The 26,854-nt window shown below is 62.7% G+C and carries 23 protein-coding genes; 9 read left to right on the plus strand and 14 right to left on the minus strand.

Translation table 11 applies throughout. The features are described 5' to 3' along the window. Positions 1-3: 3 nt before the first annotated feature. Entirely contained in the window at positions 4-375 is a 372-nt protein-coding gene (locus tag E4M07_RS18345) for a VOC family protein (RefSeq protein ID WP_136659836.1), read from the plus strand. A 50-nt stretch (positions 376-425) separates the two neighbouring features. Here E4M07_RS18345 and E4M07_RS18350 read toward each other — a convergent pair whose 3' ends face one another. From E4M07_RS18350 to E4M07_RS18370, 5 genes are all read right to left on the minus strand, one after another. After that, entirely contained in the window at positions 426-1,217 is a 792-nt protein-coding gene (locus E4M07_RS18350) for an ABC transporter ATP-binding protein (protein ID WP_246660499.1), read from the minus strand. Beyond that, entirely contained in the window at positions 1,201-1,962 is a 762-nt protein-coding gene (locus tag E4M07_RS18355) for an ABC transporter ATP-binding protein (protein ID WP_136659838.1), read from the minus strand. Before E4M07_RS18355 ends, E4M07_RS18350 begins: the two co-directional genes overlap by 17 nt. Before the next feature lie 12 nt (positions 1,963-1,974). Beyond that, positions 1,975-3,114 (minus strand): branched-chain amino acid ABC transporter permease, encoded by a 1,140-nt coding sequence (locus E4M07_RS18360; protein ID WP_136659839.1) that lies wholly within the window; start codon positions 3,112-3,114, stop codon positions 1,975-1,977. Between the two features lie 4 nt (positions 3,115-3,118). After that, positions 3,119-4,144 carry a branched-chain amino acid ABC transporter permease gene (locus E4M07_RS18365; RefSeq protein WP_136659840.1) on the minus strand — a complete coding sequence of 342 codons (1,026 nt, stop codon included), beginning with the start codon at positions 4,142-4,144 and terminating at the stop codon, positions 3,119-3,121. A gap of 88 nt (positions 4,145-4,232) precedes the next feature. Further along, positions 4,233-5,576: a substrate-binding protein gene (locus E4M07_RS18370; protein WP_206057308.1), complete on the minus strand. Its 1,344-nt coding sequence runs from the start codon at positions 5,574-5,576 to the stop codon at positions 4,233-4,235. Positions 5,577-5,944: 368 nt separating this feature from the next. Between E4M07_RS18370 and hemA the strand changes: the two genes are divergently transcribed. Continuing rightward, complete coding sequence (hemA, locus tag E4M07_RS18375; protein WP_136659841.1) at positions 5,945-7,222, plus strand: 5-aminolevulinate synthase; 1,278 nt, start codon at positions 5,945-5,947, stop codon at positions 7,220-7,222. Positions 7,223-7,246: 24 nt separating this feature from the next. Here hemA and E4M07_RS18380 read toward each other — a convergent pair whose 3' ends face one another. Next, complete coding sequence (locus E4M07_RS18380) at positions 7,247-8,413, minus strand: pyridoxal phosphate-dependent aminotransferase (protein WP_136659842.1); 1,167 nt, start codon at positions 8,411-8,413, stop codon at positions 7,247-7,249. A gap of 110 nt (positions 8,414-8,523) precedes the next feature. Continuing rightward, a complete protein-coding gene (mscL, locus tag E4M07_RS18385; protein ID WP_136659843.1) occupies positions 8,524-8,937 on the minus strand; it encodes a large conductance mechanosensitive channel protein MscL in 414 nt (137 codons plus the stop codon). 234 nt (positions 8,938-9,171) lie between these two features. Between mscL and E4M07_RS18390 the strand changes: the two genes are divergently transcribed. Beyond that, positions 9,172-12,681, plus strand: a complete 3,510-nt coding sequence (locus tag E4M07_RS18390; RefSeq protein WP_136659844.1) for a PAS domain-containing hybrid sensor histidine kinase/response regulator — start codon at positions 9,172-9,174, stop codon at positions 12,679-12,681. Positions 12,682-12,693: 12 nt separating this feature from the next. Here the strand turns inward: E4M07_RS18390 and E4M07_RS18395 are convergent, their stop codons facing one another. Next, positions 12,694-13,359 (minus strand): response regulator transcription factor, encoded by a 666-nt coding sequence (locus tag E4M07_RS18395; RefSeq protein ID WP_281404992.1) that lies wholly within the window; start codon positions 13,357-13,359, stop codon positions 12,694-12,696. A 218-nt stretch (positions 13,360-13,577) separates the two neighbouring features. Here E4M07_RS18395 and E4M07_RS18400 point away from each other — a divergent pair, with 218 nt between their 5' ends. Beyond that, positions 13,578-13,814 carry a hypothetical protein gene (locus E4M07_RS18400; RefSeq protein WP_136659845.1) on the plus strand — a complete coding sequence of 79 codons (237 nt, stop codon included), beginning with the start codon at positions 13,578-13,580 and terminating at the stop codon, positions 13,812-13,814. A 129-nt stretch (positions 13,815-13,943) separates the two neighbouring features. On the opposite strand, the gene E4M07_RS18405 is transcribed toward E4M07_RS18400, so the two are convergent. Next, positions 13,944-14,381 (minus strand): hypothetical protein, encoded by a 438-nt coding sequence (locus tag E4M07_RS18405; protein WP_136659846.1) that lies wholly within the window; start codon positions 14,379-14,381, stop codon positions 13,944-13,946. An 87-nt stretch (positions 14,382-14,468) separates the two neighbouring features. On the opposite strand from E4M07_RS18405, the gene E4M07_RS18410 reads away from it, so the two are divergent. Then, positions 14,469-14,819, plus strand: coding sequence for a DUF952 domain-containing protein (locus E4M07_RS18410; RefSeq protein WP_136659847.1), 351 nt, complete (start codon positions 14,469-14,471; stop codon positions 14,817-14,819). Further along, positions 14,816-15,913, plus strand: coding sequence for a quinone-dependent dihydroorotate dehydrogenase (locus tag E4M07_RS18415; protein WP_136659848.1), 1,098 nt, complete (start codon positions 14,816-14,818; stop codon positions 15,911-15,913). Before E4M07_RS18410 ends, E4M07_RS18415 begins: the two co-directional genes overlap by 4 nt. A 26-nt stretch (positions 15,914-15,939) precedes the next feature. On the opposite strand, the gene E4M07_RS18420 is transcribed toward E4M07_RS18415, so the two are convergent. From E4M07_RS18420 to E4M07_RS18430, 3 genes are all read right to left on the minus strand, one after another. After that, entirely contained in the window at positions 15,940-16,185 is a 246-nt protein-coding gene (locus E4M07_RS18420; protein WP_136659849.1) for an acyl carrier protein, read from the minus strand. Positions 16,186-16,524: 339 nt separating this feature from the next. Further along, positions 16,525-17,904, minus strand: a complete 1,380-nt coding sequence (locus E4M07_RS18425) for an MATE family efflux transporter (protein WP_136659850.1) — start codon at positions 17,902-17,904, stop codon at positions 16,525-16,527. A 78-nt stretch (positions 17,905-17,982) separates the two neighbouring features. Beyond that, the gene (locus tag E4M07_RS18430; RefSeq protein ID WP_136659851.1) at positions 17,983-18,249 is read right to left on the minus strand and encodes a DUF6460 domain-containing protein; all 267 of its coding nucleotides are present in this window, start codon (positions 18,247-18,249) and stop codon (positions 17,983-17,985) included. A gap of 119 nt (positions 18,250-18,368) precedes the next feature. Here E4M07_RS18430 and E4M07_RS18435 point away from each other — a divergent pair, with 119 nt between their 5' ends. The 3 genes from E4M07_RS18435 to E4M07_RS18445 all read left to right on the plus strand — a co-directional run bounded on the left by E4M07_RS18435 (position 18,369) and on the right by E4M07_RS18445 (position 22,260). Beyond that, complete coding sequence (locus E4M07_RS18435) at positions 18,369-20,909, plus strand: ligase-associated DNA damage response DEXH box helicase (protein WP_136659852.1); 2,541 nt, start codon at positions 18,369-18,371, stop codon at positions 20,907-20,909. Between the two features lie 65 nt (positions 20,910-20,974). Continuing rightward, on the plus strand, positions 20,975-21,664 hold the full coding sequence (gene pdeM / locus E4M07_RS18440; protein ID WP_246660515.1) for a ligase-associated DNA damage response endonuclease PdeM: 690 nt from the start codon (positions 20,975-20,977) through the stop codon (positions 21,662-21,664). 191 nt (positions 21,665-21,855) lie between these two features. Further along, entirely contained in the window at positions 21,856-22,260 is a 405-nt protein-coding gene (locus E4M07_RS18445; protein ID WP_169054279.1) for a DUF4440 domain-containing protein, read from the plus strand. 32 nt (positions 22,261-22,292) lie between these two features. Here the strand turns inward: E4M07_RS18445 and E4M07_RS18450 are convergent, their stop codons facing one another. Continuing rightward, a complete protein-coding gene (locus tag E4M07_RS18450; RefSeq protein ID WP_169054280.1) occupies positions 22,293-25,565 on the minus strand; it encodes an autotransporter domain-containing protein in 3,273 nt (1,090 codons plus the stop codon). Between the two features lie 165 nt (positions 25,566-25,730). Then, complete coding sequence (locus tag E4M07_RS18455; RefSeq protein WP_206057309.1) at positions 25,731-26,828, minus strand: helix-turn-helix transcriptional regulator; 1,098 nt, start codon at positions 26,826-26,828, stop codon at positions 25,731-25,733. Between the last annotated feature and the right edge of the window lie 26 nt (positions 26,829-26,854).

The raw sequence follows: 26,854 nt of genomic DNA on the forward strand, positions 1-26,854 counted from the left end.
GGTATGATCGGTTACGTCATGCTCGGAACCAACGATCTCGATCGTTCCGTCGGATTTTATGACGCGTTGCTCGGCGAAATGGGCGCAACAAGGCGGAACACCACACAACGACTTGCCGCCTGGAGCTTCGGTGACGGACGCACGGTCCTGTCGGTGACGCTCCCCATCGATCGCAACGATGCAAGCGTCGGCAACGGTTCGATGGTCGCGCTTGGCGTGCGGAGCCCGGAAAAAGTGGATGCGCTCTACGCCAGGGCCCTGGAACTGGGCGGCTCGAGCGAGGGCGAGCCCGGTTATCGGGGCGAGACGTTCTACGCCGGATACTTCCGCGATCCGGACGGTAACAAGCTGAATTTCTTCAGTTATTCGGAATGATAGACGGCCGCTAAAGGCGGCCGTCACCTCGATGCGCTTTGAGCAGGGGCCTAAATCGCCAGATATTCGTTGCGCAGGTCCTCGTCGTCGAGCACGTCCTGGGCGGCGCCCGAATAGACCACCTCGCCCATATCGACGATGACCGCCTTGTCCGCCAGCTTCAGCGCCGCGACGGCATTCTGCTCGACGATGATGGTGGTGATGCCGATCTCCTTGATCTGCCGCACGATCTTCTCGATCTCCTGGACGATGACCGGCGCCAGGCCCTCATAGGGCTCGTCGAGCAGCAGCAGCTTGACGTCGCGGGCGAGCGCCCGGGCGACGGCCAGCATCTGCTGCTCGCCGCCGGAAAGCGTCGTCCCGATCTGGGCGCGGCGCTCGGCAAGGCGGGGGAAATGCTCGTAAATGCGTTCGAGCTCCCAGCCGATCGGCTCCTCGACCTGCGACAGGATGAGGTTCTCCTCAACGGTCAGGCCGCCGATGATACGCCGGTCCTCCGGCACCAGCTGGATGCCCATCTGGGCCGCCTGGAAGGACTTCTTGTCGTGCAGGCTCTCGCCGCCGAGATAGATCTCGCCCTGTTTCAGCTCCGGATCGTCGACACGGGCGATGGTGCGCAGCGTCGATGTCTTGCCGGCGCCGTTGCGGCCCAGCAGTGCCAGGATCTCGCCTTCGTTAAGATCCAGCGAAATGCCCTGAACGATGTAGGACTCGCCGTAATAGGCGTGGATGTCGCGAACGCTGAAGAAGGAATCTTTCGGGTCCGGACGGGGAATCTCGAGTTCGGCAACCTCGAGGCTGCTTGCATCCGTTTTCGTCAGCATGTCAGTGCGCTCCGCCAAGATAAGCTTCCTGTACCTTCGGGTTCCCTTTGATCTCGTCCGGTGTTCCCGATGCGATGATCCGGCCCTGTGCAAGGACCGAGATCTTGTCGGCCAGCGAAAACACCACATGCATATCATGCTCGATGATGACCTTCGTCATACCACGCTCCTTGATGGTCTTCAAAAGGTCAACGGTCCGATTGGTGTCGTGGCGCGACATGCCGGCCGTCGGCTCGTCCAGAAGCAGCAGCTTCGGATGCTGGATGAGACACATGGCCAGCTCCAGCCGGCGCTTGTCGCCGCGCGACAGCGATGCCGCCTCGCGGTCCTTCATCACCTCCAGGCCGACGTCGGCAAGGGTCTTTTCGGCTTCCTCGCGGATCGCGGCCTCATGCCTCAGTTTCGAAAATGGCCTGAGGCTGAAGGCGCCGTCGCGGCTGGCGAATGCCGGTATCATGACGTTGTCGAGCAGCGTCAGATCGGAAAAGATCTCCGGCGTCTGGAACACCCGCGAGACGCCAAGCTGGTTGATTTCGAAGGGCGTGTGGTTGTCGAGCACCTCGCCGTTGAAGACCACGTGGCCGCTGTCGGGCCTGATGCGGCCGACGCATACATTGAGCAATGTCGACTTGCCGGCGCCGTTCGGGCCGATGATGGCGTGGGTGGTGCCTTCCTCGACATTGAGATCGACATCGCTGAGGGCCTTCAGTCCGCCAAAGCTCTTGTGGACATCGGCCACGTGAAGAACGCTGTTTGCAACCATTGTCCGGCCCTCCTATTCCGCCGGTTGAACGGCAACCGCCGGTTCCGATTTTCCACCGCCGCCGCCGGAGAAACGCCGCAACAGGCGCCGCCATCCCTCCATCAGGCCGCCCGGCAGGAAGATGACGATCAGCATGAACAGCACGCCCAGCGTCAGGTGCCATCCCTCGCCGACAAACAGGCTTGAAACGTCGACGGCGATGGCCTGCAGGCCTTCAGGAAGGAACGAGAAGAAGTGTTCAAGCGTGTTCTCGTTGAAGGACGAGAAGATGTTCTCGAGATACTTGATCAGCCAGGCGCCCAGCATCGGCCCGACCAGGGTTCCGACACCGCCCAGAATGGTCATCAGCACGACCTCGCCCGAAGCGGTCCACTGCATGCGCTCGGCGCCGGCGAGCGGGTCCGTCACAGCCAGCAGCGATCCGGCCAGGCCGGCGAACATGCCGGAAATCACGAACGCCGCCAGCGTATAGGGCCGGGTGTTGATGCCGGTATAGCCCATGCGGTTCTGGTTGGACTTGACGCCGCGCAGCGTCAGACCGAAGGGCGAATTGAAAATGCGCCGGGTTATGAAGAAGCAGATGATCAGCACGACGGCGCAGAAATAGAAGCCCGGATAGCCGCTCATGTCGATGCCGAAGAGGTTGGTCTCGGGCAGTCCGGCACCCGGTGTCGAGAACGCGTTGTCGATGATGCGCGGATCCTGGAGAGTCAGCTGCAGCCCCGTCTCGCCATTGGTGATCGGTGTCAGAACCGAATAGGCGAGGTTGTACGACATTTGCGCGAAGGCGAGCGTCAGGATCGAGAAATAGATGCCGGAACGGCGCAGACTCACATAGCCGATCGCGAGGGCAAAGATGCCGGCAAAAGCGACACCGAACACGATGGCCGGAAGCACGTTCATGGTGAACAGCTTGAACGACCAGACCGCCGCGTAGGATCCGACGCCAAGGAAGGCGGCGTGACCGAAGGACAGGTAACCGGTCAGTCCGAACAGGATATTGAACCCCATGGCGAAGATCGCGAAAATCGCGAATTTCTGCAGCAGATCGGGATAGTTGGCACCGAAAGGCGTCAGCCAGATGGGCATCAGCAGGATGACTAGCGAAAAGGCGGCCAGGGCAAACGGTTCTCTGTTGAGCATCTGCTTCATGGTTCTATTCCTCCATCACGCCTTCGCGGCCGAGAAGCCCGCGCGGCATGGTCAACAGGATGACGACCGCAACCAGGTAGATGATGATCTGGTTGATGCCCGGAAAGATGCTCATGACGGCATTCATGGAAGCAAAAGACTGCAGGATGCCGAGCAGGAAGCCCGCCAGCACCGCGCCGGGCAGCGATCCCATGCCGCCCACGACGACCACCACAAAGGACAGGACTAAAAAGTCCATACCCATGTGATAGTCGGGGGGGAGGATCGGTGTGTACATGACGCCGGCCAGCCCGGCGACGACCGCAGCGATGCCGAAGACGACGGTGAAGCGTTTCTGGATGTTGATACCGAGCAGGCCGACCGTTTCGCTGTCGCGCATGCCCGCACGCACGACCATGCCGTAGGTGGTGAACTGCAGGAAGGCGAACACGGCGGCGATGACAAAGGCGGAGAAGCCGAAATAAACGAGCCGCCACCAGGGATAGACGAGACCGTCGCCAAGCCCGAGCCAGGCGCCGATATCGGCGCTGCCGGCGACGGCAGCCGGCGCTGCCTGGGGGATCGGGTTGGCACCGAAATAGTGCTTGATGACCTCCTGCAGCACGATCGCCAGTCCGAAGGTGACCAGGATCTGGTCGGCATGGGGCCGCTTGTAGAAATGCTTGATCAGGCCACGTTCCATGACGATGCCGATCAACAACATCACCGGAATCGCGATAAGGATCGATACAGGCACCGAGTAGTTGAGCAGGAAGGAGCCGAACTCGCCGAACCAGGATTCTATGTAGGGTGTTCGCACCTCGAGCGGGGTGCCCCATGCCGTCTGCTGTGTTTCGTCGACGACAACCTTTTCGAGGCTCAGCAGCTTGTTGAAGGTGACGGCGCAGAACGCGCCCAACATGAACAGCGCGCCATGCGCGAAATTGACCACACCGAGCGTCCCGAAAACCAGCGTCAGGCCGAGGGCAATGAGCGCGTAGGCGCCGCCCTTGTCGAGACCGTTGAGAAGCTGAAGAAATATCGCGTCCATGGATCGCGCCCCCGTTCAAGCTGTCGCTTTGCCGACCGGCCGCACAGGCGGCCGGTCAGCGGATTTGGACTAAAACCTCAAATCCGGACTAGCAGGTCTTGGCGTCCGCCGGACCCAGATCGCCGCCGAAGATGGACGCATCGTAGGTCACCTGTTCGCGCGGCACGATCTTCACGACTTCCAGAAGGTCGAACTGTGACTGCGGGTTCTCGTTGCCCTTCACGACAAGCACTTCCTTGAAGCACTGGTGGTCGGCCGCGCGGTACAGGGTTTCCCCGTTGCCCATGCCGTCGAATTCGAAGCCTTCGAGCGCCTTGATGACTTCCGGCGGATAGAAGGTTCCGGCCCGCTCGCAGGCATCGGCGTAAAGCAGCGCCTGCACGTAGCAGGTCTGGGCGGCCTGGGACGGCGGGAAGCCGTATTCCTGGCCGAAGGACTTGACGAAGGCCTTCGAACCCTCGTCCTGCAGCGACCAGTTCCAGTTGGTCGTGCCGAGGATGCCCTTGATGTTCTCGCCGGCACCCTGTGCCATCAGGCGTGAGAAGAGCGGAACGACGATCTGGAAATCCTTGCCGTTGACCTGCTTTTCGCGCATGCCGAACTGGACGGCCTGGGTCAGCGAGTTGACCATGTCCTTGCCGTAGTGGTTGAGGATCAGGACGTCCGCACCGGAATTGAGAACCGGCGTCAGATACTGCGAGAAGTCGCCCGCGCCAAGCGGCGTGCGCACGGCGTTGGCGGTCTGCCAGCCGAGTCCCTCGGTGGCGTCCTTGATCGATTCTTCCTGGGTCCAGCCCCAGTTGTAGTCGGCGGTCAGATGGTAGGCGGTGCGGTCCTTGCCAAGCTCGTCGGCGAGGATCGGTCCAAGCGCCAGACCGGATTGATAGGCATTGAAGAAGTGGCGGAAACCGTAACGTCTCTTGTCCTTGCCCGTCGTGTCGTTTGAGTGTGTCAGACCCGCCATGAAGATGACGCCCATTTCCTGGCACAGACCCTGCACCGCAACGGCAACGCCCGAGGACGAGCCGCCGGTGATCATGATGGCGCCGTCCTTTTCGATCATCCGCTTGGCGGACGCGCGGGCGGCGTCGGACTTTGTCTGCGTGTCGCCGGTGACGAACTCGACCTTCTTGCCGAGGATGCCGTTGCCCTTCAACGCCTTGGACGAGAACGTGTTGAGCAGACCGCCGTCGCCTTCACCGTTCAGGTGCTTCGTTGCGAGCTGGTAGGCGCGCAATTCGTCGGCGCCTTCATCGGCGTACGGACCGGATTGAGGCACGTTGAAGCCAAGCGTCACGGAGCTGCCGGTCGGCATGTTGCAAAAATCTTCCGCATAGGCGCCGCGCACGAAGCTCAACGGCGCTGCAAGCGCAACACCCGACGCCGCACCCGCTTTGAGCAAGCCACGACGTGTCATGGTAAGTCTGGACATAGAATTCCTCCCAAATGTCGCTGATCGAGCGTCCCGCTTCCTCACAACGGAACGTTCCAGATGCTAGCTACACGCGAGAAAGTCGCAATAATCCAATCGTTTATAAGACTTTGGTCTATTAGACTTTCGTCAAAGACCGGCTCACAACTTTTGTTGCGACGCGATGCTGAAATTGCTGCCGGTAACGTTCTCTTTGCTTGATCGTGATCAACGCTGCGGCATATTTTCCTGTTTAGAGTGCATCTAAAGTCTGATAGGACATGTATCGTTGAAACATGATGATCGGACCGAAACAGTCAGGGATGTTTGCAGTCCGCAATCGACCGCGATAAGCGGTGCGCAGTCTGCGAGTAAAAGTTGAGGGACTAATGGACTATCTGGCCACCTTTCAGGATGCGGTCGATCAACTGCACGCCGAAAAACGCTATCGCGTTTTTGCCAATCTTGAGCGCATTGTCGGAAAGTTCCCGCGCGCCGTTTACCGCTCCGGCGACGTCGCGCGCGAAGTCACGGTCTGGTGCTCCAACGATTATCTGGGCATGGGCCAGAACGAGTACGTGATCTCCGCACTTTGCGATGCGGCCGGGCGCATGGGCTCGGGCGCCGGCGGGACCCGCAACATTTCCGGCACCAACCACCCGCTCGTCGAGCTGGAGCTGGAACTGGCCGACCTCCACGGCAAGGAAGCGGCGCTGGTCTTCACGTCCGGATTCATCTCCAACGAAGCGTCGATCTCGACGATTGCCCGCCTGCTTCCCAACTGCCTCATCCTTTCCGACGAGCTCAATCACTCGTCCATGATCGAGGGCGTCAAACGGTCCGGCAGCGAGAAGAAAATCTTCCGCCACAACGACCTCGAACACCTCGAGGAGCTGTTGCGCGCGGCCGATCCGAAGCGCGCCAAGCTGATCGTGTTCGAATCGGTCTATTCCATGGACGGCGACATCGCACCGATCGAAGCGATCGCCGACCTTGCCGACAAGTACAATGCCATGACCTATATCGACGAGGTACATGCCGTGGGCATGTACGGGACCCGCGGCGGCGGCATTACCGACCGCGACGGGCTGGCCGGCCGGATCGACGTCATCGAGGGAACGCTGGCCAAGGCCTTCGGTGCGCTCGGCGGCTACATAGCCGGATCGCGGGCGGTGATCGACGCCGTTCGGTCCTACGCGCCGGGCTTCATCTTCACCACGGCGCTGCCGCCGGCCATCGCGGCTGCGGCGACAACCTCGATCCGCCATCTGAAGACCTCACAGGACGAACGCGCGGCGCACCAGCGCCAGGCACAGGCGACGAAAAAGGCGCTTACCAATGCCGGGCTTCCGGTCATGCCTTCCGAGACGCATATCGTGCCGCTGCTCGTCGGCGACCCGGAACTGTGCAAGATGGCATCGGACCGGCTGCTCGAGGTGCACGGCATCTATATCCAGCCGATCAACTATCCGACCGTGCCGCGCGGCACCGAACGGCTGCGGATCACGCCGAGCCCCTTCCATGACGACCTGCTCATTGCCGAACTCTGCGAGGCGGTGAAGGAAGTCTGGTTCACGCTCGGCATCCCGTTCGCCGCTGGCACCAACGAAGCGCCCGTCGGCTCGGACCGGATCGTCAAACTGACCGTTCCCAAGGCCGGCGGCTGACCCGCCGGGATCGCCGCACTGCAATCAGTTGCTCGAAATGAAACGCGCGAGACGGTCCGCGGCCGCCTCGACGTGATCCGTCCGGCGCAGGAAACAGGCACGCAGGAAGCTCTCCCCGCCGGGTCCGAATCCGGAACCCGGCGCCAGGCCGACAGCGGCCTCATCGACGATGCGGTAGGCTGCCTCGCTTGAGTTCTCCAGCCCGTCTATGGAAAAGAACGCATAGAACGCGCCCTGCGGCTTGAGCAGGCGCACCCTGTTGGTCGCCATCAGCGCGTCGCACAACAGGTCGCGGGCGTGCGCCGCACGACCCTTCTGCTCCTCGACATAGTCGTCGCCCTGGTTGAGCGCTTCGACGGCGCCGCGCTGCATGAACTGCGCGACACCGGAAGTGGAGTACTGGATCAGGTTCTCGAATACCTGCCCGAGTTCGGGCGGCGCCTTGATCCAGCCGACCCGCCAGCCGGTCATCGACCAGTTCTTGGAAAAGGTGTTGACGAATAAAATGCGGTCGTCCTCGGAGACAATGTCGAGAAAGGACGGCGCCCGGTGGCCGTCAAAATAGAACCGCGTATAGATTTCGTCGGCGACGATCCAGATGCCCGCCTGCCGCGCGAGGTCCAGGATGGCCTGCAGTTCTTCCCTGTTCGCTGTCCAGCCGGTCGGATTGGACGGTGTGTTGATGAAGAGTGCCCGGGTCGCCGGCCCGATGGCGGCGGACAGCTTTTCGAGATCGAGCGTCCAGCCGCGTTCCGTGCAATCCAGCGTCACGGGCACCGCCCTTGCGCCGGAGATTTCCAGCGCCGCGAAGATGTTCGGCCAGGTGGGCGACAGATAGACCATCTCGTCGCCCGCTTTACAAAGCGCCTCGACCGACAGCTTTATGGCCTGCATGCCGGAGCCGGTGACATAGAACGTCTCCGGATCGTGGGTGCCGCCGAAATGCCTGCCGTGATAGTCGGCAAGGGCCTGGCGAAGCTCCGGGATACCGCGCTGCCACGTGTAGAAGGTCTCGCCGTCACGCAGCGATTTTATCGTCGCGTCGTAGATGAAGGAGGGAGTCGGCTGGTCACCCTCGCCCACCCAGAGCGGGATCACGTCTTCCCGCAGCCGCGCATGGTTGACCACCGCCACAATGGCGCTTTCCGGCGTATTGCGCGCCTGGGGGCTCAAATCATCGAAAAAGCGCACGGTGTTCCTCCGCTCGAGGGTGTCTCGCTGCAGGAGGAATATAGGCGGCTAGCGGAAAAATCACGCGATTTTCCGTTATGGTCCCATCGACCGCGTTGATGGATGGCGGGCTACTTTCTGAGCAGGTCGCGGATTTCCGTCAGCAACTGCACGTCGGCCGGCGGTGCGGCCGGGGCAGCGGGTTTTGCCTCTTCCTTGCGGCGCATGTTGTTGACGGCCTTGACCATCAGGAAAATGATCCAGGCGAGGATGAGGAAGTTGAGCGCAACGGTGACGAAGTTTCCGTAGGCGAGAACGGCGCCCTGTTCGCGCGCGGCGTCGAGGGTCGAGGCCGTGACGGCACCGGAAAGCGGTATGAAAAAGTCGGAAAAATCGAAACCGCCGAAGATCGCGCCGACGACTGGCATGATGATGTCATCGGTCAGCGACTTGACGATCAGACCGAAGGCCCCGCCAATAATAACACCGACCGCAAGGTCCATAACGTTGCCTTTCGCTATGAACTCCTGAAATTCCTTCAGCATAGAGGATCCCCTTTATTTCATTTTCGATTCGTTACTTGAATCCGTGCGAGACTATACTTTTTTCTGCTTGAACAAAAACGACCGTCTTTGCAAACGGGGCGAGCGAGCAGCGGGGCTGCGAAAATACCGGCACAATGGCGGTATTAGGCATACCACTTTGTCCGCATTTTCTTGCGCGGCCTTTGCGTCTATGCTTCCCGGCAGGCCGATCGTTTTGAAAGGAATGGGGTTTTCATGCTGGCGGGCTGGGTGATCGTAACCGCGGCATTGCTTTATCTTCTGCTTCTGTTCGCGATCGCCAGCTATGGCGACCGCAAAACGGCGGCACAGCGCGGCACGACCACCGGACGGCCGCTGATCTACGCGCTGAGCCTCGCGGTCTACTGCACCTCGTGGACCTATTTCGGCGGCGTCGGCCTTGCCGCCCAGCGCGGCTATGAATTCCTGGCGATCTATTTCGGGCCGATCCTGATGTTCACCGTCGGCATGCCGGTGCTGCGCCGCATCGTCAATCTGGCGAAGGCCGAGAAACTGACTTCGATCGCCGACTTCATCGCCGCGCGCTACGGGAAGAACCCGACCGTTGCCGGCATCGTCGCAGTCATCGCCGTCGTCGGGACAATCCCCTACATCGCCCTGCAGCTCAAGGCGGTCGCGTTCTCCGTGACCATCATCATGTCGGCCACGCCCTTCGAGGCGCAGTCCGGATCGTTCCTCCTCACCGACATGGCGCTGGTCGTTGCCCTCCTGCTTGCCGGGTTCGCGGTGATTTTCGGAACAAGGCACACGGACGCGACGGAGCACCAGAACGGACTGATCCTCGCCGTTGCCATGGAATCCGTGGTCAAGCTGATCGCCTTCACAGCGGTTGGCCTGTTCGCCACCTTCATCCTGTTCGACGGGCCCGGCCATCTGATCGAGCAGGCGCGACAGAGCGAAGCCGCCATGACGGCTCTCAGCTACGACACGTCGGCGTCGCGCTGGATCGTGCTGACCATGCTTTCGGCGGTCGCCATTGTCGTCCTGCCGCGCCAGTTTCACGTCACCGTCGTGGAAAACCGCACCGAAAGCGAACTGAAAACCGCCGGCTACCTGTTCCCGATCTACCTGATCGCCATCAATCTCTTCGTCATACCGATCGCCATCGCCGGCCTTCTGACGCTCGGCGGCAACGGCTCGGGCGATCAGTACGTGCTGCTGCTGCCGCTGGCAAACGACATATCCTGGCTGTCGCTTGCCACGTTCATCGGCGGGTTTTCGGCGGCGACCGCAATGGTTATTGTCGCTTCCGTCGCCGTCGCCATCATGATTTCCAACGACATCGTCATGCCGGTTCTGCTGCGGCAGAACATCATCCGGCGCAGCAGCGATCTCGGCGACTTCACCGGCATCATCCTCAAGATCCGCCGCACCGCGATTTTCTGCATCCTGCTCCTGGGCTATGCCTATTACCGGTCCGCCAATATCAATGCCGGCCTTGCCTCGATCGGCCTGCTGTCCTTCGCGGCGATGGCGCAATTCGCGCCGGCGCTGTTCGGCGGCCTCGTGTGGAAGGGCGCCAATGCGCGCGGCGCGATCATCGGGCTGTGCGGCGGCATGCTGGTCTGGGCCTATCTGCTGTTCGTTCCGAGCCTCGGCGGGCCCGACAACTCGCATGTCGCGGCGGCGGTCCTCGATTTCCTGCTCCCGGGAACGGACGTCTTCTCCGGCGATGGAGCGGACCCGTTCGTCAACAGCGTGCTGCTCAGTCTCCTGGTCAACCTGGCCCTCTTTGTTGCCGGTTCGCTGAGCCGGCCGGCGCGACCGCTCGAGCGCATGCAGGCGGGCGTTTTCATACCGCAGCGCTCGATGATCCGGCCGGCCCGCAACGAGTGGCAATCGGGCATTTCCGTCAAGCAGCTCAAGCAGGCGATCACCAAATATCTCGGCGCCGAGCGCACCGAGCGCTCATTCCACACCTATGAAACGACGCGTGGCCGCTGGCTGGAGCCGAGCGCCCCGGCCGACATGGACCTGGTGCGCTACGCGGAGCAGCTGCTCGGCAGCGCCATCGGATCGGCGTCGGCGCGGCTGGTGCTGTCGCTGCTGTTCCAGAAGGAAGACGACACGTCATCCGACACGGCGCGGCTCCTGGACGAGGCATCGGAGGCGCTGCAGTACAACCGCGATCTGCTGCAGAGCGCGCTGGGGCAGATGGACCAGGGAATCACCGTCTTCGACCGCAACAACCGGCTGAGCGTCTGGAACCGCCGGTTCCGCTCGCTCCTGGACCTGCCGGAAGCCGTCGGACAGGTCGGCGTCGCGCTGGAGGATATCGTGCAGATCCTCGCCGATCGTGGCGATATTCGCCCCGACCAGGTCAAGGGGATCATCGACAGCTTCCTGACGATGGACGTCTCCTGGACGGTGACGCTGAAGGGGTCGGGGCGGATCATCGAGATCCGTTCCAATCCGATGCCCGATTCCGGCGTGGTCACGACCTATGCGGACATCACCGAACGGGTTGCTTCGGCAAACGCACTCGAACAGGCCAACGAGACCCTGGAGCAGCGTGTCGCCGAACGCACAGCCGAGCTCGTGCGCGTGAATGGCGAGCTGGCGCAGGCGCAATCGCGGGCCGAAGAAGCCAATATCGGCAAAACGCGTTTTCTGGCGGCCGCCGGTCACGACATCCTGCAGCCGCTCAACGCGGCGCGTCTCTATTCCTCGTCGCTGGTCGAGCGCCTCGGGCAATCGGACAACCGGGAACTCGTCAAGAACATCGATTCATCGCTCGAATCGGTCGAATCCATCCTCGGCGCCGTGCTCGACATCTCCAGGCTCGATACGGGCGCCATGAAGCCGCAAATCTCCAGTTTCCCGCTCAACGACGTGCTGCGGCGGATCGAGACGGATTTCACGCCGCTTGCGGCGGAAAACAATCTCGAATTGCGGGTTATCCCGACATCCGTCGTCGTGCGCAGCGATCCGAACCTGCTGCGGCGGCTGATACAGAACCTCGTTTCGAACGCCATCAAATACACAAAGAGCGGCGGCGTACTCGTCGGCGTGCGTCACCGCGGCGACAAGGCGTTCGTGCAGGTGATCGATACCGGGATCGGCATACCGCAATCGGGCTTCGAGATTATCTTCCGGGAGTTCACGCGGCTCGACGACGGCGCAAAGACGGCGTCCGGTCTCGGTCTCGGCCTGTCGATCGTCGACCGCATCGCGCGGGTCCTCGAGCATCATGTGCACCTGGCGTCAGATCCCGGCAGGGGCACCGATTTCAGGGTGGAGATCCCGATCGAGACCAACATCCGCAAGGTGCAGACGGCCGCGGACGGGCGCGCACAGGCCCTGGCGCCGGCTTCGCTCGACGGCCTCAGCGTCATCTGCATCGACAACGAGCCCAAGATCGTCGAGGGGCTCCGCCTGCTCCTCGAGGGCTGGAACTGCCGGGTGAAAACGGCGGGGAGCCTTTCGGAAATCGGTCCTCTGCTTGCACAGGAGTCGTTGCCGCCGGACGCGATCGTCGCGGATTTCCACCTGGACGACGGCAACGGCATTCAGGCGATAACGCGTATCCGGGAGCACTGGAACGTCGACATCGCCGCGGTTCTGGCAACCGCCGACCGGACCCTCGACGTGCGCAACAGGGCCGAGGAACGGTCGATCTCGATCTTCAACAAGCCGCTGCGGCCCGCCGCCCTGCGCGCTTTCCTCAACCAGATCGCCGCGGCCCGGAAATCCGCCGCGGAATAGAGCGGGTCGTGATCACCTGACCGTGCCGGACTCCCGGTCGAGCGCGTCGGTGCCGATTTTCGACAACTGGATCACGGCTTGAGTCCGGCTGTCGACGGCGAGCTTTTGCAGCACGGCCGAGACATGCGCCTTGATGGTCGCCTCGGACACGTTGAGCTCGTAGGCGATCTGCTTGTTCAAAAGCCCCTCTGCCAGCATCCCGAGCACCCGGCTCTGCTGCGGCGTCAGGGTCTGGAGGCGCTTGATGAGATCGGCGACCTCGGGGTCCTGCTCAAGACCGAGTTCGAAACCGCGCGGCGTCCATATTTCGCCGGACAGGACGGCCGCGATGCCGTCGCGGATTTCCTCGATGCTGGCGGATTTCGATATGAAGCCGGACGCGCCGAGGTCGAGGGCACGGCGCACGGTGGCCTGGTCATCCGATGCAGAAACCACCACCACGGGAAGGCTTACATATTCGGCCCGCAGGGCAATCAGGCCGGACAGGCCGCTGACGCCCGGCATCGTCAGGTCGAGAAGCAGCAGATCCGCTTCCGGGTGCTCCTTCGCCGCGTTGCGCGCCGCGCCGAAATCGCCGGCTTCGACTATCTCCAGACCGTCCTCAATTCCGGCAAGCGCCTGCCTCATCGCCCCGCGGAACAGCGGATGGTCATCTGCAATAATGAACGTTTTCGCCAACTTGATCGCCCCCTCCCAGAGGCCGCCGCACCTGAAAGAGATCGTGTCCTCCCGCCCAATCGGTCCGGCTATTTGTTCTGCAATGCATATCGCGTTGCACGCGGCAATGCTACCGGCCTAGCCTGTCCGGGCAAAGGTTTTTCTTTACCGGTCTTTCCTCGTTCGGCGCCGTTACGGGATGGATTCGGCCTTCAGGACGCACACCGCACGACCAGGGAATGAGGAAGATCCAGTTTCCGGTCGTCACAGTTCCGGCAGACCTCGACATCTGCGCGAAACAGGGCGGCTTTTTTCAGCGCCAGCCGGCTGTTTGGGTATTCGCCGAGGTAAAGCCGGCTGAAACGGTCGGGCAGGAGCCGGCAATCCTTTGCATGTACTTCATGCACGCCATTAGTTTTGTTTTCGTCGAGAAAGTAACTTGGCAACAGAATCCTCCAAAAGATGGCAGGAAGTAATCCCGCCAACAATTATCGAATAATACCGCCCTGATTCGTTATATCGAACTAGTTCTACACGTATTCAACGGGTTGCGCCTATAAACCAAAACTATAATTCATAATCCATGCAACCAAGGTTAACGGGCCTCAGGTCCGGTCCGGAGGCAACGTACCAGGCCGGCGGCCGTCATTGTCTTTCTCGATATCCTCGATAACACCCAGAAACCGCCGCATGAGGTTTTCCATGACGCCGAACGTGCGATCGATCTCCTCGTCGGTGGGAAACCTGTTTTCCCGCCCGCCGGGCCGTTCCTCCAGGCTTCGTTCAAGGGCCGCAATGCGCTCCTCAAGGAGGTCGATCTCCTCCTCAAGCGCCCGTCTTTCGTCGGCCGCCATGCGGCACACGATCTGGCCTTCTGCCTCGGAGCAAACGGAAATCTCCCCGGTATAGGAATCAAGCCGCACGAAGCCGTCTCCCGAGGGTTCGATCACGAACCGGTTCTCCTGCGCGGATACCGGCGCGCAGACGAGCAGCAAGGCCAGGCACGCCGGATACACCGGCCTCGGTCCAAAAATCTGGTTCATTTCCGCCTGCCCCCGGTGATTTATTCGATCCGACGGTGTAGTTAGCTGATGATCGTGCCGAAATTACGATGCGCGGGACTGAGGATCATGACGGGACTCATATACAAGATCGTGCCGCGCGCACTCTGGCGACAGGCCCTGGAAGCCGACCGCTTCGACGGCGCCGCGATCGATATCCAGGACGGATATATCCACTTTTCGACGGCCGCCCAGGTGGCGGAGACCGCCGCGCTGCACTTTGCGGGGCAGGATGACCTCCTCCTGGTCGCGGTCGACGGCGCCGACCTTGGCGAGGCCTTGAAGTTCGAGCCCTCCCGCGGCGGCGACCTGTTTCCGCATCTTTACGGACCGTTGCCGGTCGGGCTGGTGCAATGGGCGCTGCCGATGCCGCTGGGCGGCGACGGCAGGCATGTGCTGCCCGCGCTGGAGCGGCGATGAACCCGCTTTACGCGCTGGCGCGGAACGCACTCTTCGCGCTCGATCCCGAAACCGCCCACAGGCTCTCCATCAAGGCGCTCAAATCGGGCGTACTGCCCGGGTATGCGACTGAGCCGAATCCGCGCCTCGCGGTGAAGGCCGCCGGCCTGCACTTCAAAAACCCGATCGGCATAGGCGCCGGATTCGACAAGAATGCCGAGGTGCCAATGGAGGTGTTGCGCCTGGGTTTCGGGTTCACGGAAATCGGGTCGGTGACACCGCGGCCGCAGCAGGGAAATCCGCGGCCGCGGATCTTCCGGCTGCCGGCCGACCGTGCGGTCATCAATCGGCTCGGTTTCAACAATGAGGGGCACGCGACCGTGCTTCGCAGGCTGCGCGCCATCACAGGTCAGCGACCGGGGCCGATCGGGGTCAATGTCGGCGCAAACAAGGACTCGGACGACCGCATCGGCGACTACGCCACCGGCATTTCGGTCTTCTACGACGTGGCGGACTATTTCACGGTCAACGTCTCGTCGCCCAACACCCCGGGATTGCGGGACCTGCAGGCGCGCGAGACGCTGACACGACTGGTCAACGCCGTGCACGAGGCCCGGACGGCCTGCCAGGCCGCGGGCAAGGCGGGCAAGCCGGTCTTTATCAAAATAGCGCCCGACCTGACGGAGGAAGACCTCGAAAACATTGCCGACGTGGCGGGTGAACACTCGGCCGACGGTCTGATCGTATCCAACACGACATTGTCGCGGGAAGGTCTCGGCGCCGACAGGCATCTCGGCGAGGCCGGCGGGCTTTCGGGGCGCCCGCTCTTCGAGCGGTCGACCATCGTTCTTTCGAAGCTGCGCAGGCTGGTCGGTCCGGACATCACGCTGATCGGACTTGGCGGCGTCGACTCGGCGGAAACGGCGCTTGAGAAAATCCGCGCCGGCGCGGATCTGGTCCAGCTTTACACGGGCTTTGTCTACGAGGGTCCGGGTATCGTTGCGAAAATCCTGTCCGGTCTTTCCCGGACTATCCGGCGCGAAGGGGCCGCCTCGATTTCCGATCTGCGTGACAGTCGCCTTGAAGAATGGTCTGAAAGGCCGATCCCGCGATAACGGGCCCGGTCGAAAGGCCGTGCGGGTCAGTGGACCGTGTTCATGCCGTCACCGAGCATTCTGGCCACGTCCGCGACGGTGTTCGTGCTCGAAACCTGCTCGATATCGAGGCGATATCCGGTCCTCTCCTCGATCACCATGAGCAGAGTCAGTTGCACGATACTGTCCCATTCCGGGAGCTGAGAAAGGGCGCAATGGCAGTCGATACGCTCCGCCGGCATCAGCAAAATGTCGGCAACCACCTGTCGTACGACCGAGACGCTTTTTTCCATCGATCTGTTCCCGCTGCAATAAAATCGGCGACCATGCGGATCGAGTTACGCACCCGAAAGGGACCCAAACGCACCGGCCCCGCGCACTGGAATATTTGCCTCTATCGCGCCTTTTATATGACCAGAACCCGCAAAAATCCTGATCGGCAATCAATTTTTCACAGTATTTGAGAAGATTTGTCAACAGGTGTATAACTGCGCCGCCACCGCCGGTTTGCAATCTCTTTTTGGTATGAGTGGGTTAGCGGCCAGAGCTGATTTCACAGGCCCAACCGCGCCGCACTGGCGGCGGCGCCCGGCCAGCCCGATTTCCGGGACACTCCGGTCCGCACGCCACGTTCACCGGGTGTGTCCGGCTGCCACGGGTGGTTTGAATGCGCCGTCCGCGCGGTTGCCGAGCATCGCATAGAGCGAGAGCCCGCGTGCACCCAGAAACGCCAGCAGTGCCAGCCAGAGCCCGTGATTGCCGATTGCCGGGACCAGAACCCAGATCAGGACGACGAAGAGCGCGAGCGACAGCAGCATCATGTTGCGCATGTCCTTTGACCAGGTCGCGCCGATGAAGACGCCATCCATCTCGAACGCCAGCACGCCGACGACGGCTGTCAGGGCCGCCCAGTGCAGGAACCGGCTGGCCTCCGCACGCACGTCCTGGGATGTCGTGAGAAAATCGACGACCGCCGTTCCAAAGACGAGGAAGAACAGGGTTGTCGCCGCGGCAAGGCAAAATCCCCAGATGAGCGCGAGACGGACGGCACGGTCGAAGGCCGGGCGGTAGTTCGCGCCGATCGCCCGCCCGGCGAGCTGTTCCGCGGCCGTCGCGATCCCGTCGAGATAGTAACCGGCGACCATGAAGAAATTCATCAGCACGGCATTGGCGGCGAGCGTTACCGGGCCGAATTGCGCGCCCTGGCGCACGAAGAGCGCGAAGGCGGCAAGCAGCGCGAAGGAGCGGATCATGATGTCCCGGTTGAGCGACATCAGCCTTTTGATCGCCGTTTTGTCGAGCACATGCTGCCAATCCGGCCGCGCGGCACGATCGAAGCGTGCATAGACGTAGGCAAAGCCGACCACCGCCCCGATGGCCTCGCCGGTCACGGTCGCCCAGGCAACGCCGGCAATACCCCAGCCAAGGCCAAGCCCCAGCCAGATGGACAGCACGATGTTGATGCCGTTGATCAGCGTCTGGAGCGCCAGTCCGGCAAAGGCCTCGCCGCGGCCGAGCACATAGCCGAGGATCGCATAATTGGCGAGGCTGGCCGGGGCGGACACCATTCTGATCGTCACGTAGGTCTCGGTCGCGCGGCGCACGGCCTCGCCGGGCGCAATCGCCCAAACGCCAACCCATACGATCAGTGGCGAGATCAGCAGCAGTGCCAATCCGCAGGCAAGGCCGATCGTCAGGGAACGCCAGAAAACCGCCTGCTCCTCGCGCGGATCTGCCCGACCGAAAGCCTGGGCAACCAAGCCGGTGGTGGAGGCGCGCAGGAAATTGAAGGTGGTGAAGACGAGGTCGAATATCACCGCGCCGACGGCAAGGCCGCCGAGGAGTGCCGCATCGCCCAAGCGGCCGACGACGGCGGTGTCGACCAGGCCCAGCAACGGTGTCGTCAGATAGGCAAGCGTCATCGGCGCGGCGATGGACAGAACCAGCCGGTTGCTCACGTGAAAGGGCCGCTCCTGCGGCCCGGCCCCTTGCGTTGTCGGGGTCCGATCCATGGCATTAACCAGATTTTGCTGGCCACGCAGGGCTGCGGAATTGCAGCCGGCGGCATACAAGGATGGTTTATTGGCGCGCTAGCGCCGGAAGCTCAATATCCGCAATACCAGAAAGACCGGCACGACCACAACCGCGCCAAGCAGGAGATAATCGCCGAAACGGCCGAGCGCGGCAAAACCGAGCTCCCAGACGTTCACAAGGAAATCGCGCACGGCGTAAACCACGTCGATCGGGTACCAGTTGAAGGCACTCATCACCGCGCCGACGATGAACGAGATCACCAGCAGCTTGACCAGCGTCCGGCCGGGGGTGTCCCCGAGAAACCGCGTCAGCCTTTCCGACATGCGCCACCACTCCGTTTCGATGTGTCATAGGTAGTCGCAATCGGCAGCCGCTTCAATATCATTTGGCGGCGGGCGCATGCGCCATTTGGCGCGGGCGAGACATGGTTTAACTTCACCCCGTGGAATCTGATTCTGACATAAAGCCGGACAATGGCGGGCCGCCCCTGCCCGAGCCGTTCTCAGACTGGTTTTCTGCGCGCGGATGGCAACCGCGGGCGCATCAGCTCTTGCTGCTCAAAAACGCGCAGGCGGAACGTTCGTCGCTGCTGATAGCACCAACGGGCGCCGGCAAGACACTGGCCGGTTTCCTGCCGTCGCTGATCGACATCACGCTGAAGGAGAAAAAGCGGCGTCCGGGCGCGGCGCGCGCGTCGGCGCGGCGCGGCATCCATACGCTCTATGTCTCGCCGCTGAAGGCGCTGGCGATCGATATCGAACGCAACCTCGCCAATCCGGTGGCGGAAATGGCGCTTCCCGTGCGCATCGAGACGCGGACCGGCGACACGCCCCCGTCCAAGCGGCAACGCCAGAAACGCGATCCGCCGGATATCCTCCTGACGACACCGGAGCAGATCGCCCTGCTGATCGCAAGCCGGGAGGCGGAGCTTCTTTTCGGCGACCTGAAATACGTCGTCTTCGACGAGCTTCATTCACTGGTGACGTCCAAGCGCGGGCACCTGCTGTCCCTCGGCCTTGCCCGGCTGCGGCGCCACAGACCGGAGCTCAGGACCATCGGCCTGTCGGCGACCGTCGCCGAACCGGAGGCGCTGCAGGCGTGGCTCATGCCGCAGACCGGGGCGGACGCGCCGGTGCTTGCCGAGCGCATCGTGATCGCGGGCGGCGCAAAGCCCGAGATCACCATCCTGCGCACGGAAGAGCGCGTCCCCTGGTCCGGCCATTCGGCGCGCTATGCCATGGCGGACGTCTATCAGGCGATCCGCGAGCACAAGACGAGCTTGCTTTTCGTCAACACCCGCAGCCAGGCCGAGCTGCTGTTCAGGGAGCTGTGGCGCATCAACGAGGACGACCTGCCGATCGCGCTGCACCACGGCTCGCTCGATGCCAGCCAGAGGCGCCGGGTCGAAGCGGCGATGGCCGGCAACAAGCTGCGCGCCGTCGTGGCCACGTCGACGCTCGATCTCGGCATCGACTGGGGCGATGTCGACCTCGTCGTCCATGTCGGCGCGCCGAAGGGCGCCAGCCGCCTTGCCCAGCGCATCGGGCGCTCGAACCACCGCATGGACGAGCCGAGCCGAGCCATCCTGGTGCCGGCAAACCGTTTCGAGGTGATGGAGTGCCAGGCGGCGCTCGACGCCAATTATCTCGGTGCCCAGGACACGCCGCCGGTCGGTGACGGCACCTATGACGTCCTGGCCCAGCACGTGCTCGGCATGGCCTGCGCCGAACCGTTCGACGCCGATACACTTTACGCGGAGGTCACGACCGCCGCGCCGTACCGGTCACTCGAACGCGCGCAGTTCGATCGCGTGCTCGACTTTGTCGCGACCGGCGGATACGCGCTGAAGACCTACGACCGCTACGCCCGTATCCGGCTGACGAAAGACGGCACCTGGCGCGTCAGCCACCCGCGCGTCGCCCAGCAGTACCGGCTCAATATCGGCACGATCATCGAGGCCCCGGAGTTGCGGATCCGGCTGACACGGCACAGCGGCCGCGGCGTCAACGTGCGCGGCGGGCCGGTGCTCGGCAAGATCGAGGAATCCTTCGTCGAGATGCTGTCACCGGGAGACACGTTCCTGTTTGCCGGCAAGGTGCTGCGCTTCGAGGGGATCAAGGAAAACGAGTGTATCGTCTCGAAGGGCGGCACCGGCAGCCCCAAGATCCCGGCCTATGCCGGCGGCAAGTTTCCGCTGTCCACCTATCTCGCCGACCAGGTTCGCTCGATGCTGGCGGATCCCGTCTCCTGGAGCACCCTGCCGGACCAGGTTCGCGAATGGCTTGAAATCCAGCAGCGCAAGTCGCTGCTGCCGAAGCACGGCGAGCTGTTGATCGAAACGTTCCCGAACGCCGACCGGTTCTACATGATGATGTACCCGTTCGAGGGACGGCTGGCGCACCAGACCCTCGGCATGCTTCTGACCCGGCGGCTGGAACGGGCCCGGGCGCGGCCGCTCGGCTTTGTCGCCACGGACTACGCGATGTCCGTTTGGGGCCTACGCGACATGGGCCTGATGATCGAGCGCGGCGAGTTGTCGCTCGCCGGCCTTTTCGACGAGGACATGCTCGGCGACGATCTCGAAGCATGGCTCGCCGAATCGTGGATGCTGAAACGCACCTTCCGAAACTGCGCGATGATCTCCGGCCTGATCGAGCGGCGGTTTCCGGGCCAGGAGAAAACGGGCCGTCAAATCACCGTTTCCGCAGACCTCATCTACGACGTGCTGCGCAGCCACGAGCCGGATCACATCCTTTTGCAGGCGACGCGCACCGATGCAGCAGCCGGCCTGCTGGATATTCGCCGGCTTGCGGATATGCTGTCACGAATCAAGGGCCGAATCATCTTGAACCGGCTGGACCAGATTTCACCGCTTGCCGTGCCCGTTATGCTGGAAATCGGCAAGGAACCCGTGTCCGGGGAAGCGCAAGATGATATTCTGGCCGAAGCGGCGGACGAGATCATTGCCGAGGCGATGAGCTGAGACAAACGAGGGCATTGCGAGGGATGAACAGGGCAAACGCCGCGCAGGCATTGGTCGCCGACGACATGATCCGCACCGCAGACATCGACATCAACGGAACGGCGGCGATTTGCGATCCGATCGGCGCGCTTTACCTCCCGGGTAGCCGGACATTGGTCGTTTCAGACCTGCATCTTGAGACCGGCGCGGCCCATGCGCGGCGCGGCATGCTGCTGCCGCCCTACGATACGGGTCTGACACTGAAGCTGCTTCAGGCGGCGCTCGACCGCTACGGGCCGTCCCGTGTCATCAGCCTCGGCGACAGTTTTCACGACCGCCACGGCGCCGGGGCGCTGCCCGAGGCAAGCCAGGCGCAGATCATGGCCATGATGCGCGGCCGCGACTGGTTCTGGATCGCGGGAAACCACGATCCCGATCATCCGGCCGGCCTTCCCGGCGATTGTGTCGGCGCGCTGCAATTCGACGGTCTGTGCTTCCGGCATGAGCCGTTGGGGGGGACCGCCGACACAGCCGGCGAGGTTGCCGGTCACCTGCACCCGGCGGCGCGGGTCGTGCGGCGCGGCAGGGGCGTGCGGCGTCCCTGTTTCGCGACCGACGGACTGCGCCTCATCATGCCGTCATTCGGCGTGACGACGGGCGGGCTCAACCTGCGCAATGCGGCTTTCCAGGGGCTGTTCCACCAAAGCCTTCTGACGGCCCACCTCCTCGGCCGCGAACGGATCTATTCGGTGCCGTTCGACCGTCTGATCGGGTGAGAGGCGACAAAGAACCCGCATCGAACCAAAGTTCGTCCAAGTCGAGAAATATTGTCATTCCCTGCCATGCGGGCCGCTTGTTGCCGATGAGCGCGTGCGATGACGCGTTGCGGTTGTAAATTCCAGGTCCTTGTACCATCATCGCGTCTGCCTGCAGCGACAAGTGGCACCTAATGTCCGGGAGACCCACTATGAGCACCACTGCATTGTCTGACACCGATATCGATGCCATCAAAACCATGATGAGTGACTGGACCACGGCGCTGGTAAACCAGGACTGGTCTCAATGGCGGAGTTACTGGGACGAAGACGCCGTTCTGATGCCGCCGGATCACAAGCGCATCGTTGGGCGGGCAGAACTCGTTTCATTTGCGTCCGCCAGTCTCGGAAAGATCAACTCGTTTGCTTTTTCCGACTGGACCTTCGACGGGTTTGGGGATCTCGCCGTGGTGACCAATACGATCCGCATCGAAGTCGACGGTGCAGCGCCGGAGCAGCCGCAGGCCGCCAACGACCAGATGATTCTGGTGCGCAAGCATGCGGACGGGAACTGGCTCATCCACAAGGTGATCTTCAACGGAAGCGCGGCGGCCTGATCCCGCAACTCGGTGCTGCGTCCCGGACTCTCCTAGAACCGGATTCGCAAAACCGCGCTGGACGAGAAATCCCGGCGATCGCTGGAAATCAGACCGCCCGCCGACAGGGAAAAGGTCGCCGCCGGAGAGAAATCGACCGCCAGTGACGATTCGATACGGGCCCGGTCGCGGTCCTCTTCGGGGCCGCGCACGGCAAAGGCGGCCGGCAAACCCGACAATTGCAGGCTCGCTGACGGCGTGTCCTCCCCTACAAGCCGGTCGTAGGCAAGGGTAAGGCTCGGGCGCACGGCCGCACCGTTGATCCTTGTCTCGGTGTCAATGCGAATGCCCGCCGACAGGGCACCCTGGCTCAGCGACTCTCCGCCCAAGGACAGGTTGAGCGCCCCTGCCCCGGTTTCAGAAAATCCGTTGTGATGGGCGTAAAAGCCGCTGACGGCCACCAACGGCGAAACAATGGTCTTGCCCGACAGGAGCGGCATTTGGTTGCTGACATCGAAACCGTGTCGCACCTCGGCCGAAATCGCCGACGACCAGGCGCTATAGTCCGCGACGGCCGCCCGCGTCATGCCGGCAAAGCTGACGAGGCGGCTGGTGTCGATCATCTGGTAGGCAGCGGATGCCGCGACCGCGGCTGAAAAGCCGGCGCTGTCGCGGGACGCTCCGGCATGGCCGTAGACGCCGAGATGAAGACTGTCGATATCGGCGGATTGCGCACGCGCCGAGATATTGCCGTTTGTCCTGGAATAGCCCGCGCCGAAGCCGATGACGGCGCCCGGCACCACGGATTCGGGACTGATTTCAAAGCCGCCGGCGATGCCGGCAAGATCGCTGTCCCAGGCGGCGGCATTGCCGTCGCCGTCGACATCGGCCGCAGCGCCGAAGAGACCCGCCCAGATGCGCCGATCGCCCGGCTTCGTATCCTGCCGCGCACCGCTTGCGCCGGCAAATCCGGTGACGACGCCGGCCGAACCGTTTATAGCGTCTTCGGCATCCAACTGGCCGAGGAGCAATGCGTTAAAGCGTTTGGCGGCTTCGCCCGTCATGACCTGGCTGTCGGCGTGGATTTCGCCCTGGATCGCATCGAAGGCGGCCAGCGCGGCGGCCTCGTCAAGACCGAGAAGCGCGAGAACGACGTCGGCCCCGTCGGCGGTGTCGGTAAATCCCGGAGCCTCAAGCACGCGTGCCACCTGCCTCTGGTTGAACGTGCGGGCAACCGAGGAAAAGTCGGCAACACGGGTCAGTATCAGGAATACGTTGTTCGGATTGTAGTCGAGCAGGAAATCCAGAAACGCGGACGTGTCGCTTACGCCGTCGAACGACCCCGATACACCGCCATCCGACGTCACGATCGTGTAGATCTGGCCGTCCGAATAGTCGGTTTCCGCATCGACGAGGAAGACATTGACCGTTCCGCCATTGATGGTCGTCGACCCGGTGACATCCAGAAGGTCGGATGTTCCGTCGCTCGCCAGTTCCACGTCGAGGGCAGAGTCGATATTGAAGACCGCGTTGTTCGCCACACCCAGCGTCCCGATCGAGGTGCCCGTCGCGACCGTCCCGTTGTTAACGAGCCCGCCGATCGTGCCGATGCCGCCGAGGACCGCGCCGGGGTCCACAGTCATCTCGGCGCCGGACAGGTCCGCATTGTTGAGGAGCGTTCCGTCATTGACGGCGAAAGCCGAAAACTCCGTATTCGTCCCGGTCAGGGTCCAGGTTGAATCGCCCTGTTTCGCGTATGTCTCGAAATCGCGGAACTGTTCGCCGATTGTCGGCGTTCCGGCCGCATCGACAAGTGCGACATCGAAGGCACCGATGCCGGAGCCGCCGAGCACGAACGCGTCGGTCTGGCCGGCCTGGGTGCCGCCGCTGACGAGGCCGGTAATCGAGAAGCCCGGATGAAGCTCCAGCGTGTCATCGCCGTCGCTGAGGTCGATGGACAGTGCGTCCGCCGCCGGTCCGGCCACGCTTCCAGCGACCGTCAGGTGGACCGTGGCATCGGGGAATATCGGGTTGACCGACGAGCCGGGTTCCGCCGAGATGGCCAGCGCCTGTTCCGAGACCACGCTGCCGGTGCTGCCGATGGTGACGGTGGCGCTCAGCGGCTGGTTGAAGGGAAAAAGGTAAATCCCGCGCGACAGCAGTCCCTTTGCCGTGACAGTGCCGTCGACGTTGATTTCGATCGTGTCGGTTCCGCTCGTGGTGAAGGTCGGCAGGTATATGGCGTGAGAGAAACTGCCGTTCGTCGTGACCTGCCCGCCCTGACCCACATTGATGACGTCGTTCTGGCTTGCCTGGATACCGTAGGCGAAGCTTCCGAACGTCTCCACCTGCCCGTTCATGTTGACGGTGCTGCCGCCGATCGTGCCGAACAGGCCGGTGGTGATGCCGTGGCCGGACTGACCGCCCGTGCCGCCGTCAAAGCTGGTCATGATCACGCCCGTTGCGCCGACATTGACGACGGAATTGCCGTTGACCGCAACACCGGAGGCGCCCGAACTGAAGGGGTTGGACGGGATGATCTGAGCGGTCCTGATCGTGCCGTTGACGGTCACATCCGCATTTGCGCCAAGCGACACCCCGGCGGAACTGCTGCCGTAGGTTTCGATCAGCCCGCCTTCGTCGATGATGACGGTGATGTCTTCCGCCCTCGGAAATCCATCCGCCGAAATGGCATTGGCCGCTCCGGGATCGCTGCGGGTGCGGACGACGCCCGTGGAACCGATGGTTATGCGATCGCCGGCACCCGCCACGATGCCAAGCGCGCTGCTGCCGCTCGTGTCGATCGTGCCGTCGATCTGGAAAACATTGCCACCGCCGCCGCCGTCGAAACCAAAGCCGCCCGGGGCGGAACTGTTGACGACGCCGGTCTCTCCCAGCGTCACGGTGGTGTCGGAAAACCCCGAAATGCCGAAGCCGACGCCGCGATAGCCGCTGATCTGGCCGTGGATGATGATATCGGCGCCGGACTGAATGTTGATGGCGTTGGCGAAATTGCCGCTGGTGTCGATCTCGGCGCCCTGCTCGACGAGGACCGTCGCACCGTCGCGCAGATCGATCCCCTCGACGAGAACCGACGACGGCTGGATCAAAGCGCCGCTGCGTACATTGACCGTTATGCCGTCATTGCCCGCAACACCGGTCGCATCGGTGCCCGGCGCCGTGCACTCGACGGTCGTGTTGTCGGCGGGGGTGTTGTTCGAGCACGCGGCGTGCGCCTTGTCGAACGACATCGACCAAATCACGACAAACAAGACGATCGGGCCGGCGAAGAGGCGCGCCGGCCCCAGCAATTGGTTGTGTCCCATCTCCATCCCCAATCGCAAACTCGGCACCGGTCGAAGCCCGGTGCGTTACGCCGGTTTACTTTAGGGACTGATGCGGCCGCCGATACTGTAGGACTCTACAGGTGCGCCGCTGAGGTTCCGGCCGGGCAAATCCGGCGTCGGCGAAGCATTGCCGGCTTGCGGACGTTATCCCCTGGCGGTCAGTTTGGTGACGGCCAGACGCGCCGCCTCGGTGCGATTGGAGATCCCGAGGGCCGCGAATATGCGCGATATGTGGAACAGGACGGTCCTGATGCTGATCTTCAGGATGGCCGCTATCTCGGCATTCGATTTTCCCTGGCACAGCCAGTAGAGGACTTCGGCCTGCCGCTTGGTCAGCCCCAGCTCCCGCAGCGGCGCCGAAGACACGGAGTCGATGAACGATTCGCACAGCAGGCTGAATCCGCCGTTGCGGGCGCCGGACAGTATGCGCAGCGACAGCCGCTGCAGCCCCTTCTGCTTTACAAGCGGCGCCGCCCTTCGTGACGATGCCTGCCTCGCATCAAGGCTCGCTCCGATCCAGGCCTCAACTTCCGGCGGCAGGCGGTCGGCATCGGATGATTTGCCGAAGAACCGTGCCATATCGATAACGGCGCGGTCCGAGATGCGGACAATCCCGAGGTCGGCGTCGAGTTCGATCCAACTGGCCCCGAGCGCGTTGAGCGCCTCCTCGCTGCGCGACAGCCGCTGTTTCATCCGGGTGTGATCCCTGGCGTTGCGATAGGCCTGGGTCAGGTGCGGGATCAGTCTGGCCAGAACTTCCCGGTGGCGCTCGCTGAAGTCGCTTTCATGCCGGTTGAAGGCAAAGGCGACGAGAATGTTCTCGTCGAGCGGCAGGGCGACCGCGATCTGGAACTCGCCGCCGACGGCCTTGTCACTGTAGAAGGCATTGTAGATGGACGTCGCGCGCCATTGGTCGCGCGTCAGGAAATCGGATATCTTCTTCGGGCCGCCCAGGTGCCTGGAGTGGTGTTCGATCAGCGGGTTCTGCATCATGCTCGATTCGAACAGGAACTGTTTCTTGTCGTACAGTTTCTGGGCATCCGGAGAGTCGACGATGCTCATCATCCGTCGTTCGCCATAATTCACTTCGTTGTAGCCGGTCCTGTAGGCATCGACCAGCAACGGCAACTCGCGCATCGCCGTAACAATGAAATCGTCGAGATCCTGCAGCCGGTAAAGCCGCTCGAGCACCCGGTCGATCCTATCGAGATCGTGCTGACTGAGAGTTACCGCCTGTTCCACGACCGTCCCCATCACAGATCGCCGGA

The sequence above is a fragment of the Nitratireductor sp. XY-223 genome (assembly GCF_004959855.1).
GTDB lineage: Bacteria > Pseudomonadota > Alphaproteobacteria > Rhizobiales > Rhizobiaceae > Hoeflea_A.